Source organism: Sorangium sp. So ce185 (assembly GCF_051526825.1).
Taxonomy (GTDB): domain Bacteria; phylum Myxococcota_A; class Polyangia; order Polyangiales; family Polyangiaceae; genus Sorangium; species Sorangium cellulosum_D.
The window spans coordinates 1,163,311-1,179,283 of sequence record NZ_CP150316.1 but is presented as its reverse complement, the minus strand read 5'-3'; the positions used below and the strand labels follow the sequence as shown (position 1 = coordinate 1,179,283).

Genomic DNA, 15,973 nt, shown 5'->3' with positions numbered 1-15,973 from the left:
GCGTGATCGGGACGTGAGGACTATGCATCGCAATTTCGCCAAAGTCGCTGTTCGTCAACAGGCCGTCGCCTGGCTCGGGGCCAATTTCTGGTCGAGGCGCGGCGGCCCGCTCATGTGGCAGAGCTACGATCCGGCCCTGGTCCGCGAGGAGCTCCGGGTGCTCGCCGAGCACGGCCTCACGATGACGCGGTCGTTCTTCTACTGGCCCCACTTCATGCCGGAGCCCGACCGGATCGACGAGGGCTGCGCGGAGCGCTACGGCGATTTCCTCGAGGCGCACGTGGAGGTGGGGATGACCACGATTCCGACCCTCCTCGTCGGCCACATGTCCGGCGAGAACTGGGACCCGGTCTGGCGGCGCGGGCGCGATCTGTACGGGGACGTGTGGATGGTGGCCCGGCAAGCGTGGTTCGCCGAGCAGATGGCGCGGCGCTTCGCGGGCCACCCGGCGGTGACCGGCTGGCTCGTCTCCAACGAGATGCCGATCTACGGCGAGCGCGAGCGCTCGGTCCGCGAGACGGTCACGAGCTGGGCGAGCCTGGTCGTGCAGGGATTGCGGGCCGGCGGGGCGAGCGAGCCGATCTCGATCGGCGACGGCGCGTGGGGCATCGAGGTCACCGGCAACGACAACGGGTTCTCGGTGCGCGACCTCGGGGCGCTCGTCGATTTCCTCGGCCCGCACGTGTACCGCATGGAGAACGACCTGGTCCGCCAGCACTACGGGGCGGCGTTCATCTGCGAGCTCACGGGCTTCCTCGGCAAGCCGGTCGTGCTGGAGGAGTTCGGGGTGTCCTCGAGCTTCGTCTCCGACGAGAACGCCGCGCACTACTACCGGCAGGTCCTCCACAACACCCTGCTCGCCGGCGCCACCGGCTGGATCGGCTGGAACAACACGGATTTCGACCTCATCGACCAGGATCCCTACCGGCATCACCCGTTCGAGCTCCGTTTCGGGCTGACGACGACCGAGGGCCGCCCCAAGCCGCAGCTCGAGGAGATGGCGCGCTTCGCCCGGGTGCTCGCCGACATCGACGTCCTCGGCTGCGAGCGAGAGCCGGCCGACGCGGCGCTGATCGTGCCGTCGTACCTGGAGGGCGCGTTTCCGTTCACCGAGGCCGAGGATCGCAGCTACCTGTTCACGACGCTGCGGCAGGCCTACGTCGCCGCGAAGGAGGCGGATCTGCCGGTCGGGCTGACCCGCGAGCGGGACGGGATCGCCGAGGACTGCCGGCTGTATCTCCTGCCGTCGGCCAAGCAGCTGACGGCGCCCAGCTGGCATCTCCTGGAGCGGCTGGCCTCGGGCGGCGCGGTGGTCTACGCGTCGTACTCCCACGGCACGCACGGGTCGCAGCGCGGGCCGTGGTACGCGCACCTCAACGCGATGTTCGGCGTCGAGCATCAGCTGCGCTACGGGATGGTCGATCCGATCGAGGACGATCGCGTGCAGCTCACCTTCGAGCGCGGGTTCGGCACGATCGCGGAGGGCACGACGCTCGCGTTCCCGGTCGCCGGCACCGAGCACAGCCGCGCTTACCTGCCGGTGCGGCCCCGGGGCGCGGAGGTCGTCGCGGTCGACCAGCGCGGCCGGCCGGCGCTGCTGCGGCGCCGGGTCGGCAGCGGCAGCGTCGTGCTCTGCACCTACCCGATCGAGCACTTCGCCGCGGCGACCCCGCGGGTCAACCCGGAGCCGACCTACCGCCTTTACGACGCGCTCGCCGCGCTCGCCGGCGTGCGTCGGCCGGTGACCGTGGACGACCCGCGCGTCGCGGCCGACACCCTGCGCCACCGGGACGGCCGGCGCTTCGTGTTCCTGGTCAGCCAGGCCGACGCGCCGATCTCGGTCAAGCCCGTCGCGGCCTCCGGCCACCTGACCGAGCTGGGCGGCAAGTCCGAGGTCCACGCCGTGGAGCTCGCGCCGTACGACGTGCGGATCCTCGAGCTGCGGGCCTGAACCGGGTGAGCGCGGGGCCGCCTGCCCTCGTCTCGCGCTGACCCATCGAGAGTCCCACCTTCACGCCACAGCCGCTCTCCTGCGGGCCGACGTCGCTATCGCGCCCAGCCCAACCATTGAGGCGTCCTGCATGGCATTCACTCCATCCGTTGGTGATGGCCGCAAAGTAGGCCGGCGCCGCGAGGCCGCGGCAGCCCTGAGGCGCGCCCGCGGCTCAGTACCAGCGCGGCGTGCCGCAATCGACGTGCAGGTGGTCCCGGTGGCTCGCGTCGAAGTCCGGCCCGAGGACGCGCGCGGCCGCCCCCTCGGCGCGGAGGCGGCGGGTCACGCCCCGGAGAAAGCGCCCCTCGCGGGTGGTCGGGTCGCTCCCATAGAGCACGTAATCGCGGAGCACGCTGATCGCGCGCCCGCGCTTCGGCGAGAAGCGCGAGATATCGAATGCATTGCCGAACGAGTGCTCGCTCAGCCCCTCGCTCCACCTTCGCATCCTGCCGACGACTTCCCTGCAGGCGTAGCTCCCCAGGGTGCTGATGCGGGCGATCGGCGAGCCCAGGTGCGTCTCTGCCTCTTCCTGGATCACGCGCTCGATATCGGCCAGCCGGAGGGCGAGCGAGCAATCGACCTGCAGCGGCGGCGAGTAAACGATGCCGGTCGGGCCGCGCGTCAGCAGCACGCCGTGCGGGATGCCGCACCCCTTCTTGTTGGGCTTCGCGACGTCCGGCAGCGCCTGGAACCGCGCGCCGGATTGCTTGAGCGCGTCGCGGCAATCCGCGCCTGCGGCCGCGGCGATGTGGTTCCACTGGCGCTGCGCCCGCGGCGGCCGCTCGCGCAGGCCGGCGGCGTCGGCGAGCTGCTCGACCCAGGGGCCGGCCCATCCCGGCGACGCCGCGGGAGCTCCGCCGGCGATGGCGGGCGCTGGCTCCGCCAGGGTCGGCGGCCCACCGGCGTCCACCGGCGCTGCGCCCGCGAGGGCCGGCGCTCCGCCCGCGAGGGCCGGCGCCGCTCCCGCAAGGGCCGGCGCTGCGCCCGCGAGGGCCGGCGCCGGGGGCGCCATCAGCGCGGTTCCACCGAGGTCCGCGAGCGTGGGGCCGCCGGGCGAGCAGGACAGCGCGGAGATCACCGCCGCCGCAACGAGCCCCGCAAGAGAGCGTGCGTGCACATCGATGTCCGTACCCCAGCGGGCGAGCGGCGCAAGACACGCGATTCATCCACCTCGGCGCGACGGCCCACACCGCCGCCGCACCCGCCAGCCTCGCTCCTCCCCCGCGCCGGTCGCGCTCGCCCTCGCCGGGAGCGGCCCCACGAAGGCAGCAAAGTATTGTTTTAGTTCAGATTTTCTCCCTGCTTCCCGCCCTCAGGGCCCCCTCGGCTCCCCATCCCCGAGGTGCTCGCCCTCTTCCGGCGCTCGCGGCGATGCCGACCGGAGCAGGAGCAGCCCGGTCAGCGAGACGACCGCCGCTGCGGCCGTCACGCTCCACGGCAGCAGCTCTCCCTCGACGATCCCTTGCACCGACGGCGGCTTGAAATAGAGCAGCGACACGGCGAGCCCGTTGTTCAAGGCGTGCAGCAGAGCGCCGGGCAGCACCGAGCCGGTGCGGTGGCGCGCGTAGCCGAGCACGAGCCCGAGCGAGAGCGTCGGCAGGAGCCGGTACACCGAGCCGTGCGCGAGCCCGAAGAGGAGCGCCGAGACGCCGATCGCCACGGCGGGCCCGGCGCGGCGCAGCCCGGCGTAGACGAGGCCGCGGAACAAGAGCTCCTCGCAGACGGCCGGCGTCACCGCGACGAGCAGCAGCACGACCAGGTACGGCTGCCCGCCGAGCAGCACGAGCTCGCCGAGCTCGCGGACGAACGGCTCGGGCGGGGGGAACCACCGGAGGACGGTGCCGCCGATCGCCGCCCACGCCGACGCCCCGAGGAGCAGCGCCCCGGCGAGGCCCCGGACCGAGGGCCGCCGGAGGCCGAGCGTCGCCCGCGGCGAGTAGCCGAAGCCGGCGACCAGCGCGAGCGTCGGGGCGAGGAAGAAGCCGACCTGCGAGACCGCGAGCTGGACCGCCACGCTGGCGCGGGCGATGAGCAAGCTGCCGTAGAAGAAGAGCACCTGCACGCCCGCGAACGCCGCGAGCGAGAACCCGGCCGACGGCGCCCCGCCCGCCCGGCGCCGGAGGCCCAGCACCGCGCGCGCCGACTCCTGGCCGCCGAGCAGCACGTTCTCGCGCTCGAAGACGCGCGCCGCGAAGAGGAGCGCGAGGCAGGCGTAGAGCGCCGAGGAGAGGAGCGCCGTGAACAGGAGATCGACCGGCGCCTCCCCGACGAACAGCGCCTTGATCAGCACCGCGATGTTGAGGACCGGGGCGTAAGCCGTCCACGGGTTGAGCTCGACCACCGGCAGGGCCGTGATGCCGGCGAGCAGCGAGAGCGGCAGGTACGCCGGCATGAGCGCGTTCTGGCCGTCCTTGAAGTCCTTCGCGAACACGGCGAGGGCGAGGAACAGCGCCGAGAACAGGAGCGTGACCGGCACGAGGAGCGCGAACGTCAGCGCGAAGATCCAGGGATCGACGACCATCACGTCCGGCAGCATCCGGCTCACCGTGAGCGACAGGCTCACCACGTTGCCGAGCGCCGTGAGCAGCGAGATGATCCACACGGCCAGGAACTTCCCCGAGATGATCTCGATGGATCGCACCGGCGCGCAGAGCAGCGTCTGCATCGTGCCGCGCTCCTTCTCGCCCGCCGTGAGGTCGATCGCCGGCAGGAAGCTGCCGAGGAGCGACATCAGGATCAGCATCATCGGCATCATCGAGCCGAGGATCTGGCCGACCTTGCGGCTGTCCTCCGCGACGTCGCGCGGCACGACGTCGTAGGCGATCGAGAACCCCTCGGGCAGTCCGCGCGCGGCCTCGCGCTCGGCGACGATGGCGCCGCGGGCGCGCCGCAGCGCGGCCGCGAGGCGCGCCTCCGCCGTGGCCGAGTCGGCGCGCACCGAGTCGAAGTAGATCGCGACGGCGCCCTTCCCGCCGCGCCCGAGCTCGGCCCCCAGCGACGGCCACGGGACGAGCACCGCGTCGACCTCGCGCGCGCTCACCGCGGCGCGCGCCGCGGCCAGCACGGGGTTGTCCGGCTCGATCCACCTCGGCCGCGGGTCCTCGGCCCCGGGCGCCCCCTCCTCGGCTCGCGGTGGAGGGTCCGCCGGCGGCGCGAGCGCCCCGGAGAGGAGCCCCTCGCGCACCTCCGGCGGCGCGCCGGCCCACGGCACGAGCTCGAGCTTCGCCGCCGACGAGAGCCGCGTCGAGAGGCCCTCGGCCAGCTCGCCCCACACCGCGATCCGCGACGAGCGCGCCTCGCGCGCCGCCGCCTCCGAGCCGACGAGCTTGCTCATCGCGAGCGCGAAGAGCGGATAGAGGAGGATCGGCACGAGGACGAGGCGCACGAGGGTGCGCCGGTCCCGCAGCGACTCGACGAGCTCCTTGCGCAGGATGGTCCAGACGATGGCGAGCCTCACCGCGCGGGCCCTCCCGGAGCAGGCGCGCCGGCGCTGCCCGATCCGTCGCGCGCCTCGCGCGGGCGGCTCCGCTCCACGTGGTACAGGAAGGCGTCGGTCAGGTTCGCGGTGGCGGTGCGCTCGAGGAGCTCCGGCAGCGCGCCGCTGTCCGCGATGCGCCCCTCGTGCAAGAGGGCGATCCGGTCGCACAGGTACTCGGCCTCGCCCATGATGTGCGTCGAGAAGAGGACCGCCCTGCCCGCGGCGCGCTCGCGCCGGATCGACTCGACGATGAAGCGGCCGCTGATCACGTCGAGCGCGGTCGTCGGCTCGTCGAGGATGAGCACCTCGGGCTCGTGGAGGAAGGCGCGCGCGATGTTGGCGCGCTGCTTCTGCCCCGCCGACAGCGTGCTGCACGGCCGCGAGGCGAACGCGTCCATCTCGAGGTCGGCCACGAGCGCGTCGATGCGGCGCGAGAGCGCAGCCTCGCCCATGCCGTACAGCCGGCCGAAGTAGCGGAGCACCTCGCGGGGCGTGAGCCGCTGGTAGAGCTGGGTGTCGCCCGAGAGGAAGCCGATCCGCTGCTTCGCCTCGAGCGGCCTCGCGGCGAGGTCGACGCCGCCGACGAGGACGCGCCCGGCGGTCGGCGACAGGATGCCGGCGAGCATCCGCAGGGTCGTCGTCTTGCCCGCGCCGTTCGGCCCGAGCAGGCCGACGATCTCCCCGGGGTGCACGGCGAGGTCGATCCCGTCCACGGCCGTGAAGTCGCCGTACCGCTTCACCAGCTGCTCGGCGCGGAGTGCGGCGCGCATGGCGGCATGTCCTATTCGGTCCGCGGCGGGGCGCAAAGCGCCGGTCTCTCGATGGGGCCGCCGCGCAAGGCGCCGGCACGCGCGAGCGCCCTGCTCACGCCGCCCGCCCCCCGCCTGCCCTGTTCCGCGGCGCCGCCCCTCGACGTCCGCCGCGGACCCCCTAGACTACCCTGAAAACGCATGTCGCCGAGCACACCTTCCATGCCCTACCGCAACCGCACGACGTCCGAGCCGGTGCAGTGCCCCTGCGGACACGGCCGTGATCACTACATGGTGAGCGCCGAGGCGGAATACCGCGTCGTGGGGTACATCCAGCTCGCGTTCGGGATCTCGGCGCGGCCGACGAAGGTGAAATACCGGTGCCGTCGCTGCGACACGGTGTTCTCGACAACGACCGATCCGGCGGTCCTCGACAAGCACTATTGACGCGCGGCGGCGGGTGCTCATGAACGACACATGGCTGGCCGCCCCCCGCGGCCCGGGGGCTCCATGAAGGGCCGCGTCCTCATCGTCGCCGGGTCCGACTCGGGCGGCGGCGCCGGCATCCAGGCGGATCTCAAGGCGGTCACGGCGCTCGACGCGTACGGCGCGACCGCGATCACCGCGCTCACCGCGCAGAACACCCGCGGCGTCGCCGGCGTGTTCCCGGTGCCGCCCGACTTCATCGGCCGCCAGATGGAGCTCGTGCTCGACGACATCGGCGCCGACGCGATCAAGACCGGCATGCTCCACTCGGCCGAGGTCATCGACGAGGTCGCGCGCGTCTACGAGCGCCTCGGCCGCGGCGCGCCGCTCGTGGTCGACCCCGTGATGGTCGCCAAAGGGGGCGCGCGCCTCTTGAAGCCCGACGCCGAGGGCGCCCTGCGCGGCCGGCTTTTGCCGCTCGCCGCGCTGCTCACGCCGAACATCCCCGAGGCCGAGGCGCTGACCGGCACGGTCATCGACAGCGTGGACGCGATGCGCCGCGCCGCCGCGCAGCTGCTCTCCATGGGCCCGCGCGCCGTGCTGCTGAAGGGGGGCCACCTCCCTGGCGCCGTCGTCGTCGACGTCCTCCGGACCGCGCCGGAGCCCGGCGCCTCCGGGCACCCCGGGGGGGAGCAGCTGTTCGAGGACGCGCGCATCGAGACGCGCGCGACCCACGGCACGGGCTGCACGCTCGCCTCGGCCATCGCCGCCGGCCTCGCCCAGGGCCTCGCCCTCGTCCCGGCGATCGCGCGTGCGCGCCGCTACCTCCGCGAGGCGATGCGCGCCGCGCCGGGGCTCGGCCACGGCCACGGCCCGCTGAACCACGCCCACACGGCGCGGCCGTTCTCCTGAACAGCGCGCCGGGCCGCGCCCTCCTGTGAACAACGCGCCGGGCGGCGCCCTCCCGCGGGCGGGCGCCGCGGGCGGCCACGCGCAGCCGGCCGCCGCGCGCGGTCGGCCGCGCCGGCGGGCCCGCGGCGGCGGCCGTGGCGGCCGTGGCGGCCGCGCGCCGGCGGCCTGACAGCGCTCCGCGCCGCGCCGAACGGGCAAGCCGCAGCGCATGTGCAACGACTCGTTGCGCCCGGGGCTCGAATGGACGACCCTGCGCGCAGTCCGTATCGGCGTGCCGGCGGTTCAGCTTCGGCGCCGGCGCGGAGCTCTTCCTCACCCTTCGTGCGCCCGTGGCCGTGACCAAAGATCCCCTCCCTCCCATCGACGTCGGAACGGTCATCAACGACCGGTACGAGGTCCTGAAGAGCATCGGCAAAGGCGGCATGGGCGAGGTGTTCTTGGCCTTCGATCGCCTGACCCAGCAGCAGGTGGCGCTCAAGGTGGTGCCCGAGGCCTCCGCCATGCCGGGCGACGACGAGGCGCTGCGGCAGGAGGTGATCCTCGCCCAGAAGGCGCGCCACCCGAACGTCTGCCGCGTGCACGACCTCGCGCCGAGCCCGTGGGGGCCCATCCTCGTGATGGAGTACATCCCCGGGCAGACGCTCCACAACCACATCCGCAAGCGCAAGACGTCCGGCGGCTTCAGCGCCGACGAGTTCCGCAAGATCTCGACCGACGTCTGCGCGGGGCTCGCCGCGATCCACCAGCAGGGGCTCGTGCACGGCGATCTGAAGCCCGGCAACGTGATGGTCGCCGACGATCGCGCCGTCATCCTCGACTTCGGCTTCGCGAAGGAGCGCGCGCGTGCGGCCGTGCGCAAGCCGGGGGCGCCGCCGGACGGCGGCACGCCTCACTACATGTCGCCGGAGCGGCTGCGCAGCGGCGGCGCGAGCCCCGAGGACGACGTCTACGCCGCGGCGCTGACGCTCTGGGAGATGTGGACCTGTCGCGTCCCCGAGCCCGGCTACAAGCCGCGGCTCAAGACGATGAAGCAGCAGATCACGTTCGACGTGCCCGCCGCGCTGACGAACGACGAGATCAGGCAGATCTTCCGCGCGCTCAACCCGGATCCGCAGATGCGCCCGCAGGCGCGGCACATGCGGTTCTTCAACCCGACGCAGACCACGACCGCGCCGATCCAGCTGCCGCGCGAGCGCATCGATCCCGGACCTGCGCCCGGGCGGGCCATCAAGACGCAGTTCACCCCCGGCGCGCAGTCGCTGCTCATCACGTACGCCACGAACGCGCCCGACAGCGTCGCCACGCTGTTCCCGCTGCAGAAGCCGGTGCTCTCGATCGGCCGCCGCAGCGATCAGGATCTCGTCCTGGCCGAGGCGACCGTCTCCGGGTCGCACGCGCTCCTCCGCTGGCAGACGGGCTCGTGGCTGGTCGAGGATCTGAACAGCACCAACGGCACGTACGCGGACTTCCCGTTCGAGCGCAAGGCGCAGGTCTCGCTGCTCCACGGGGCCGAGGTGCAGCTCGGGGAGTGCCGCCTCATGGTGGTCACGTTCGGACCGGACTCGCCGCACCACGACAAGGCGAAGCGCTACCTCGCGCGGCGCGACGGCCTCACGGGGCTCCTCGTGCGCGAGCACCTGATGAAGGCCATCGACGAGGACGGCTTCTTCGCCGAGTGGGCCGAGGTGCCGATGCAGATCGCGCGCTTCGAGCTCCGCGGCCAGAACGGCCTCGTGAGCCTGCGGCCGACGATCCTCGAGATGCTCGCGCTGCGCAAGGCGGCGCTCCAGGTCGTCGACCTGACCCAGACGCTGCTGCTCAGCCTGACGCCGGCCGCGGCCGGGCGCACCGGCCCGCTCACGTTCGTCGTCTCGATCGTGGGTCCCAACCTGGACGAGGCCCAGCACGTGGTCGAGCAGGTCGTCGCGCAGGTGCAGGGCACGCTCCCCGAGACGCTCGAGCTGACCGCGACGCTCGTGAAGTGCGAGCCGGGTCGCCCCGCCCGCACGCTGATCGACTGACGGCGGACGGCCGCGCCGCCGAGCCGTTCGATCGCGTGGAGGGCGATCTCGGCGTCGCCGGCGCCGTCGCGGTCGCCGCAGGATCGCGGCCGCCTAGCCGTCCTCCGCGCCGCGGGGCCGTCCCGCGGCCGCGCGCTCCGTCGGAGATGCGGCGCTCGTCACGCAGCCGCGCAGCCGCCGGCGCGAGCGCACGCTCGCCGGCAGCTCGCGCGCGACTGGACCGCTCCGGCGCCGGAGCGGCGAGCGATCACAGGGACGAGCCGCTGCAGGACTCGCCCGGAGCGGCGGCGTGGTCGAGCACCACCTCGCCGGACAGCTTCCGGGCGTCGATCTCCCCCTGCCAGATGAGCTCCGCGCTGCCCTGCGCGTCGACGACGTCGCGCAGCAGCCGCACGTAGACCTTGCGCGGGGCGACCTCGGGGATCGAGACCGCGAAGTCGAACGCGCAGACCGAGTCGCACCGCGGGTTCGCCGCATCGGGCTCGTCCCTCTCGGTGATCTCGTAGATGCTGTCGATCCGGTCCACGTGCATCGCACGCTGGCCGCAACAGTTGAGCAAGAGCCGGCTGTCCGCGACCTTCAGGGAGCCGGTCGACGGATCGTAGCGCCAGCGCAGCACCTCGGCGCCGCAGTAGCTCTCCTCCCCCTCGACGGCGAGCCTCCGCTCCGGATCCACGAATCCGCCGGCCTCGCTCACGGTCCCGACCTGCGCGGGCTCCGTCTCCAGACACGCGCTCAGAAGAACCAGCGATCCAACCGTTGCAAGCGCCCTGCAGGCCCCCACGTACTTCATGCCCCGACGTCCTTGGCTATCCCGCCCCACTGTTAAAATACGCCCAAAATGAAGAAGCAGGGGCTTCGATAAGAATTCGCGATCCGTTTCCGCGGCACATGCCCCGGATTCAGTCGCAGGCAGACGTGGGTAGGTGGCGCATGCGCGCTGCACCCCGGAGCAGCTGCACGCACATTCGGGTGTGATCTACGCGTTCTTGGAATAAGAGTCCAGGTGAAAGTGGCAGAGTACGCTCGGTCGTCTGACCTTGGACGTCATGGTCGGTCGACGTACTCCACCATCCCACCTTCGTGCGGTCTGTCGAGGTACGCCGACCCGCCGCCGGCCGCGATCCCGGAATCCCGGCCGCGGCGGGGCGACGCGGGCGCCGTCGTCACCTCGCGGCGACGGTCGTGCTGCGCGGGCGCGGCGAGCTCTGTTCCTGGCAACCGGCGTCCGCGGGGGCCTCGTCGAGGACGACCGCGCCCGCGGCGACCTCCAGATCGAGGGTGCCGCTCCAGACCACGGCCGGGCTGCCCTGCCGATCGACGACGTCGCGCAGCAGCTTCACGTAGATCTCGCCCCGCGGGACGTCCTGCACGCCCACCGACAGGTCGAAGGCGCACTGATCGCTGCAGCGCCCCTCGGCGTCGTCCGGCTCGTCGCGCTCGGTGACCTCGTAGAGGCTGTCGATCCTCTCGACGTGGATCGCGCGCTTGCCGCAGCAATCGAGCATCAACCGGGCATCCGCGAGCCGGAGCGTCGCCGACGGCTCATCGTACTGCCAGCGGAGCACCTCGGCGCTGCAGTACCCCCCGTCCTCTCCCGGCGCGAGCCGCTCCTCCGGATTCCGGAAGCCCCCCTGCTCGCTGATCTTCGCCTCCTGGACCGCCTCCACCGAGCTGCAGCCACCGGCGCAGAAGGTCCAGACGATCGCGATGGCGGTCCAGATGCGGCTCGACACCATGCTCTTCTCCATGTTCGTCTCGCTGGCTGACCAGGGCGGTCTACGGCCAGTCCGGTGCAACTTTCCAGCCAACTCACCCCTGAGCAGTCCGGAGGCTAACCGCGGCCGACGCAGCGGGCCAAAGAAGCGGTGACCCAGGGGCGCGGTCTGATGGCGCTCCGCTCGCTGCGGAGACGCGCGCGCTCGCGCAGGAACGACCTGCGTAAGACGCGCTTGGGCCGAAGAAGTTGCCGGACGGAGAGCCCCTGGATCCAGCCGCGACGAGGCGCCCGCCGATCCCGCGCGCCGGACGTCCTGGCCGCGCCCGCCGCGGCGCGACGCGCGGCTGCCGTCCGCTGGAGCGGGAGGCCGACCGTGCGGGACGCCTTGCCACAGCGTGTGCAGCGTCCGCACGCTGCGCGCCCGGTCTACACGCCGCCGCCGGGCTCGGCTCCGTGGAGCTCGTCCCGGGACGGCGCCGGCGATCGGGTCAGTTCTTCGCCTCGACGGCCTTGCCGGGAGGAAGGGGATCCCAGCGCAGCGAGTCCCCGAGCAGGTTGGAGATGCGCTTCGGGCGCTGCCCGTCGACGCGCATGATGTAGAGCCCGGGACCCTCGCCGGACGTGCGCGTGGAGAAGAAGGCCACGAGCCGCCCGTCGGGGCTGCAGGCCGGGTACCCGTTCCTGCCCTGGTTCTGGGTCAACCGCGCGAGGCCGCCGCCTGTCTCGCCGGAGACGACGAGGTCGGTGTTCTTGCCGACCCCGACGGCGTAGATCGCCTTCACCCCGTCGGGGTGGTTGCAGAACGTGGGCGCCGACGCGAAGAGCCCCTCCGGCGAGATCGCCTTGCCGCCCACGTAGATGCGCTGCCCGTACCTGCCCTCGCCGGAGAAGGCGAGCTTGCCGGTCGGCGTGAACGCCGGGTGCAGCGCCATCCCCACCTCGGACGCCGGCTTGATGCCCTGGAAGTCGGGCCCGGAGAACAGCTTGATCGTCGAGCCGACGCCGATGCTGAGCGCGACCTGGGAGCGATCCTTGGAGAAGGCGATCCCGTAGACCGAGCCCTTCACGGGCAGCGCCTGCGGGCCGCCCGCCGGCGTGAAGATCTTGTACTCGTCGCCCTTCACGCTCGCCGCGTAATAGAGCTGCTCGTTCTTCCCGAACGCGGGGGCGATGGCGGTCTGATCCGGCGGGGAGACGGCCTTGGCGTCGTGCCCGTCGGCGTCGATCGTGAAGACGCGGCGCAGCGAGCCCGAGCCCGAGGCGAACGTCATGTGGCTGGCGAAGCCGCCGTTCTGGCCGGTGAGGGCGCCGATGAGCTGGTCGGCCACCCGGTGCGACTCGAACCGGACGTCGCGGAGCGGCACGATGAACTTCTTGTCGAACACGGGGGCCTGCCCGCGGTTCACCAGGAACGCCTGGCCGACGAGCTCGGCCTTGTCCGCGCCGAGCTTCTTGCCGCGCACGCTGACGACCGCCTCGACCCCCTTCGCGGACCACGCCTTCACGTCCACCGGGCTGTCGGAGAGGTACAGGCCGTCGGGCGCGGCGCTGTCGGGCAGCACCTCGAACTCGCCGCAGAGCTCGAGGTCGCGCCGGACCACGCTGTGGAGCGTCACGTCCTCGGGGTCGGAGACGAGCGACGGCAGGACGCCGATCTTCGGGAGCGGGCGCGACGCGCCGGCGACGACCGTGATGTGGCCGAGGATCTCCTCGGCGTCGGGGGGCGCGGTCGAGGCCGGCGCCTGCGCCGGAGCAGGGGGGGCAGCGAGCGCGGCGGCGGCGAGCGCCAGCGCGCCGAGGGCGTATTGAGCTAGTCGCATGTGTTCTCCCGACAGACGAAGGTGACGCTGACCTGCTTCTGACCGAGGTCGGGATAGTTCTCGGGCGGCGGCGGCAGCGATTGCCCCTTCGCGCCCTCGAGCGTCGCCCGCGCGGCCGCGTCGAAGACGGGATTCCCGCTCGGCGTCAGCGTGTAGCTCACCATCTGCCCGTCCGACAAAACGATCACCGCGCGCGGCTTGTGCTTCGTGAGCTCCTCCGGCGGGAGCCCCGAGCCGTTCACGCGGAACCTGCTCGAGAACCAGCCCGCGATGCGGGCCAGGTACAGATCGACCGCGCGCGCCTTGAGGGGATCGGTCTCCGTCCCCTCCTTCACGCCGTCCGCGTGCCCCTCCTGGTCGACGTTGGGGGCCTCGCCCGCGTCGGTGGTCTTCGGATCGAGCTCGATGTCGACCTGCTTCGCGATCGCGGCGTCGGGCGGCGGCGGCGCGGTGCCCGCGTCGGCGACCTTGATCTCCGGCGGCGGGATGTCCTTCTCCGTCTTGCCCGCGCTCGGCGAGACGAACGCCTTCTGCTCGACGCGCGGCTTGGGCGTCTGGCGCACCCACCGGTCGGGCAGCTTCATCTTGTCGCGCTTGCCGCCCAGCTTGAGCAGCGGCGTGTCCATGTCGAGCACCGGGATGACCTTCACCGGGACGCTCGGCCCCTTGTCGATCTCGGGCGCGGCGGCCGGCACCGAGAGGTCCGCCAAGGTGATCGCCACGGCGGCGCCCGCCTGCACGCCCATCGCCACCGCGACGGCGAGGGCGACGTCCCGCGGGCGGAAGTCGCTCCGCGGCCGGCGCTGTCCCGGCGGCGTCGGTCGCGGCGCGCGCGCCGCGGCCGTGCTCAAGGCGCCGCTCCCCCGGGCCGCGGCGCCGCTCCCCCGGGCCGCGGCGCCGCGCCGCCGGGCGGAGGCGCCGCGCCCTCGGGCTCGAGCTCCGGCTGGACGAGGAGGTTCAGCCCCTCGACCCCGGCGGCCCGGGCGGCGGCCACGACCCGCGCCACCGCGCCGTAGCGGGCGTCCTTGTCGGCGCGGATGTAGAGCTCCTTCTCCTTCTGCACGCGCCCGTTCGACGCGAGCACGCCCTCGATGTCGGCGGTCGCGTCGTCCTCGCCGAAGAGGATCTTCTCCTCCTTCGTGACGGTCACGACGAGCTTCGTGTCCTTGGTCGGCGCCTCCTCGGCGGAGACGTTGGGTAGCTCGACCCGGAGCCCGGCCGTGAGCAGCGGGGCGGTGACCATGAACACCACGAGGAGCACCAGCATCACGTCCACGAGCGGCGTGACGTTGATCTCGCTGAACCCGCCGCCCCGCCGCCTGCGCCCGCCGCCGACCGACATCGCCATGACCGGCCCCGCCCCTCAGCCCTTCGGCATCACCGGCGTCGGCCGGTCGCTCGTCCGCTGGAGCGCCAGCGGGATGGACTCCTGAATCCCCCGCGCCGACAGCGACGCGATCTCCACCCAGCCCTCGCTCGCCGCCTCGAGCGCGGCGAGCAGGTCGTCGATGCGCTTGTTGATCGCGTTGTAGGCGATGACCGCGGGGATCGCGGCGAACAGCCCGATCGCGGTCGCGATGAGCGCCTCGCCGATGGCCGGGGCGACGACCGGGAGCGACGCGCTCTTTTGCTGACCGATGCGGAGGAACGCGTCCATGATCCCGTACACGGTGCCGAACAGACCGATGAACGGCGACGCCGCCGCGATCGACGAGAGCGTCGGCATGAGCGAGCTCGCCCGCTGCGTCTCGGTCACGATCGCGCGCTTCGCGATCGAGTCGAGGAGCTTGCCCGTCCCGGTGCGGCGGCTGAGCTCAAGCACCACGCGGGCGCCCGGCGCGTCCGCGTGCCGCTGCGCGAGCGCGAACAGCTGATCGGGCGAGTGGGCGTGCGCCGACTCCTGCTCGAACCGCGCCTGCTGCGCCGAGAGCCGGGCCAGCTGGAGGACCTTGAGGACGGCGATCACCCAGACGAGGATCGCCGCGAGGATCAGCAGCCAGACGACCAGGAAGACGGGACCGGAGGCGTGGAGGATCAGCGAGACGGGATCGAGCTTGATCGGGACCGCCGTCGCCGCCTCGGGGGCGCTTTGCAGGAAGGCCATTTCGATCTCTTCGGGTCAGGGAATCGGCTCGTCGGGGATGCGCGCGCGCGGCCCCGTCCAGTGCAGTTTGCGGCCGCGGCCCCCTCTCTCACCTGGAAGCGCGGCCGTGGCCCTCTTCACATCGTCGAGCGCCGGCGCGCGGCGCGGCGCTCAGTCCGCCAGCAGGATGTCGACCTTCCGGTCGCGCGCCCAGCCCTCTTCGTCCGTGCCGGTCGCCTCGAACTCGCCCTTCGACGAGGTCGCGATGCGGCCCTGCTCGAGGCCCTTCTTGGCGAGGTACTCCGCGACGCTGCCGGCGCGCTTCTGGCCGAGGCCAAGGTTGTACTCCGTCTCCCCGCGGGGGTCGGCGTGGCCGATGAGCTTCATCCCCTTGCCCTTGAGCGGACCCGAGACGAAGCAGCGCGCGAGCGCGTCGAGGGCGCCCGCCGCCTCGCCCTCGATGGCCGTCGAGTCGAACGCGAAGCGGGCCGTCGGCAGATCGCCGCAGGCCTTGAGGATCTTGTCGTCGATGCGGATGGATCCGCTCGTCGGCTTGGCGGTGTCCTGCTTCGGCGCGGGCGCCGCGGTGCTCGCCACCGGAGGGGGCGCGACGGTGCCGCCGACATTCGCCGGCGGCTGCGGATCGGAGCCGCAGCCAGCCGCGAAGGCGGCGAGGGGCGCCGAGACCACGAGGATCAACGCAGGCAGTTTTGTCATGGGCATGCCGTTACCACGCCGGGGGGCGCGTTGCAGCATTTTGAGCGGCCGCCG

General features: G+C 72.6%; 14 protein-coding genes. 4 read left to right on the top strand and 10 right to left on the bottom strand.

Annotation, left to right across the window (positions count from 1 at the left end; all coding sequences use genetic code 11):
* The first annotated feature begins 22 nt into the window (after window positions 1-22).
* The gene (locus tag WMF26_RS04475; protein WP_437999267.1) at window positions 23-1,951 is read left to right on the top strand and encodes a glycoside hydrolase 5 family protein; all 1,929 of its coding nucleotides are present in this window, start codon (window positions 23-25) and stop codon (window positions 1,949-1,951) included.
* 214 nt (window positions 1,952-2,165) lie between these two features.
* On the opposite strand, the gene WMF26_RS04470 is transcribed toward WMF26_RS04475, so the two are convergent.
* The 3 genes from WMF26_RS04470 to WMF26_RS04460 form a co-directional block, all read right to left on the bottom strand.
* Entirely contained in the window at window positions 2,166-3,110 is a 945-nt protein-coding gene (locus WMF26_RS04470) for an extensin-like domain-containing protein (RefSeq protein ID WP_437999266.1), read from the bottom strand.
* 195 nt (window positions 3,111-3,305) lie between these two features.
* The gene (locus tag WMF26_RS04465) at window positions 3,306-5,450 is read right to left on the bottom strand and encodes an ABC transporter permease subunit/CPBP intramembrane protease (RefSeq protein WP_437999265.1); all 2,145 of its coding nucleotides are present in this window, start codon (window positions 5,448-5,450) and stop codon (window positions 3,306-3,308) included.
* Complete coding sequence (locus tag WMF26_RS04460; protein WP_061621841.1) at window positions 5,447-6,241, bottom strand: ABC transporter ATP-binding protein; 795 nt, start codon at window positions 6,239-6,241, stop codon at window positions 5,447-5,449. Before WMF26_RS04460 ends, WMF26_RS04465 begins: the two co-directional genes overlap by 4 nt.
* A 201-nt stretch (window positions 6,242-6,442) precedes the next feature.
* Here WMF26_RS04460 and WMF26_RS04455 point away from each other — a divergent pair, with 201 nt between their 5' ends.
* The 3 genes from WMF26_RS04455 to WMF26_RS04445 all read left to right on the top strand — a co-directional run bounded on the left by WMF26_RS04455 (window position 6,443) and on the right by WMF26_RS04445 (window position 9,579).
* The gene (locus tag WMF26_RS04455; protein WP_020732880.1) at window positions 6,443-6,667 is read left to right on the top strand and encodes a hypothetical protein; all 225 of its coding nucleotides are present in this window, start codon (window positions 6,443-6,445) and stop codon (window positions 6,665-6,667) included.
* A 63-nt stretch (window positions 6,668-6,730) separates the two neighbouring features.
* Complete coding sequence (thiD, locus tag WMF26_RS04450; protein ID WP_061621842.1) at window positions 6,731-7,558, top strand: bifunctional hydroxymethylpyrimidine kinase/phosphomethylpyrimidine kinase; 828 nt, start codon at window positions 6,731-6,733, stop codon at window positions 7,556-7,558.
* Window positions 7,559-7,893: 335 nt separating this feature from the next.
* Entirely contained in the window at window positions 7,894-9,579 is a 1,686-nt protein-coding gene (locus tag WMF26_RS04445) for a protein kinase domain-containing protein (RefSeq protein WP_437814849.1), read from the top strand.
* Window positions 9,580-9,826: 247 nt separating this feature from the next.
* Here WMF26_RS04445 and WMF26_RS04440 read toward each other — a convergent pair whose 3' ends face one another.
* The 7 genes from WMF26_RS04440 to WMF26_RS04410 all read right to left on the bottom strand — a co-directional run bounded on the left by WMF26_RS04440 (window position 9,827) and on the right by WMF26_RS04410 (window position 15,919).
* A complete protein-coding gene (locus WMF26_RS04440) occupies window positions 9,827-10,372 on the bottom strand; it encodes a hypothetical protein (protein WP_437999264.1) in 546 nt (181 codons plus the stop codon).
* 373 nt (window positions 10,373-10,745) lie between these two features.
* Complete coding sequence (locus WMF26_RS04435) at window positions 10,746-11,330, bottom strand: hypothetical protein (protein WP_437999263.1); 585 nt, start codon at window positions 11,328-11,330, stop codon at window positions 10,746-10,748.
* Window positions 11,331-11,787: 457 nt separating this feature from the next.
* Window positions 11,788-13,119 (bottom strand): PD40 domain-containing protein, encoded by a 1,332-nt coding sequence (locus WMF26_RS04430; protein ID WP_061623472.1) that lies wholly within the window; start codon window positions 13,117-13,119, stop codon window positions 11,788-11,790.
* On the bottom strand, window positions 13,110-13,970 hold the full coding sequence (locus tag WMF26_RS04425) for a TonB C-terminal domain-containing protein (RefSeq protein WP_061623473.1): 861 nt from the start codon (window positions 13,968-13,970) through the stop codon (window positions 13,110-13,112). The genes WMF26_RS04430 and WMF26_RS04425 overlap by 10 nt, the downstream gene beginning before the upstream one ends.
* The gene (locus WMF26_RS04420; RefSeq protein WP_020732874.1) at window positions 13,967-14,467 is read right to left on the bottom strand and encodes a biopolymer transporter ExbD; all 501 of its coding nucleotides are present in this window, start codon (window positions 14,465-14,467) and stop codon (window positions 13,967-13,969) included. The genes WMF26_RS04425 and WMF26_RS04420 overlap by 4 nt, the downstream gene beginning before the upstream one ends.
* Window positions 14,468-14,482: 15 nt before the next feature.
* Window positions 14,483-15,223, bottom strand: a complete 741-nt coding sequence (locus WMF26_RS04415) for a MotA/TolQ/ExbB proton channel family protein (protein WP_061621835.1) — start codon at window positions 15,221-15,223, stop codon at window positions 14,483-14,485.
* A 150-nt stretch (window positions 15,224-15,373) separates the two neighbouring features.
* Complete coding sequence (locus WMF26_RS04410) at window positions 15,374-15,919, bottom strand: OmpA family protein (RefSeq protein ID WP_437999262.1); 546 nt, start codon at window positions 15,917-15,919, stop codon at window positions 15,374-15,376.
* Window positions 15,920-15,973 lie beyond the last annotated feature (54 nt).

Excerpts from the sequence above, each read along its gene's own strand:
- WMF26_RS04410 (WP_437999262.1), bottom strand. The coding sequence starts at position 15,919 with ATGACAAAACTGCCTGCGTTGATCCTCGTGGTCTCGGCGCCCCTCGCC.
- WMF26_RS04475 (WP_437999267.1), top strand. The coding sequence starts at position 23 with ATGCATCGCAATTTCGCCAAAGTCGCTGTTCGTCAACAGGCCGTCGCC.
- WMF26_RS04455 (WP_020732880.1), top strand. The coding sequence starts at position 6,443 with ATGCCCTACCGCAACCGCACGACGTCCGAGCCGGTGCAGTGCCCCTGC.
- WMF26_RS04430 (WP_061623472.1), bottom strand. The coding sequence starts at position 13,119 with ATGCGACTAGCTCAATACGCCCTCGGCGCGCTGGCGCTCGCCGCCGCC.
- thiD (WP_061621842.1), top strand. The coding sequence starts at position 6,731 with ATGAAGGGCCGCGTCCTCATCGTCGCCGGGTCCGACTCGGGCGGCGGC.
- WMF26_RS04415 (WP_061621835.1), bottom strand. The coding sequence starts at position 15,223 with ATGGCCTTCCTGCAAAGCGCCCCCGAGGCGGCGACGGCGGTCCCGATC.
- WMF26_RS04460 (WP_061621841.1), bottom strand. The coding sequence starts at position 6,241 with ATGCGCGCCGCACTCCGCGCCGAGCAGCTGGTGAAGCGGTACGGCGAC.
- WMF26_RS04420 (WP_020732874.1), bottom strand. The coding sequence starts at position 14,467 with ATGGCGATGTCGGTCGGCGGCGGGCGCAGGCGGCGGGGCGGCGGGTTC.
- WMF26_RS04440 (WP_437999264.1), bottom strand. The coding sequence starts at position 10,372 with ATGAAGTACGTGGGGGCCTGCAGGGCGCTTGCAACGGTTGGATCGCTG.
- WMF26_RS04435 (WP_437999263.1), bottom strand. The coding sequence starts at position 11,330 with ATGGAGAAGAGCATGGTGTCGAGCCGCATCTGGACCGCCATCGCGATC.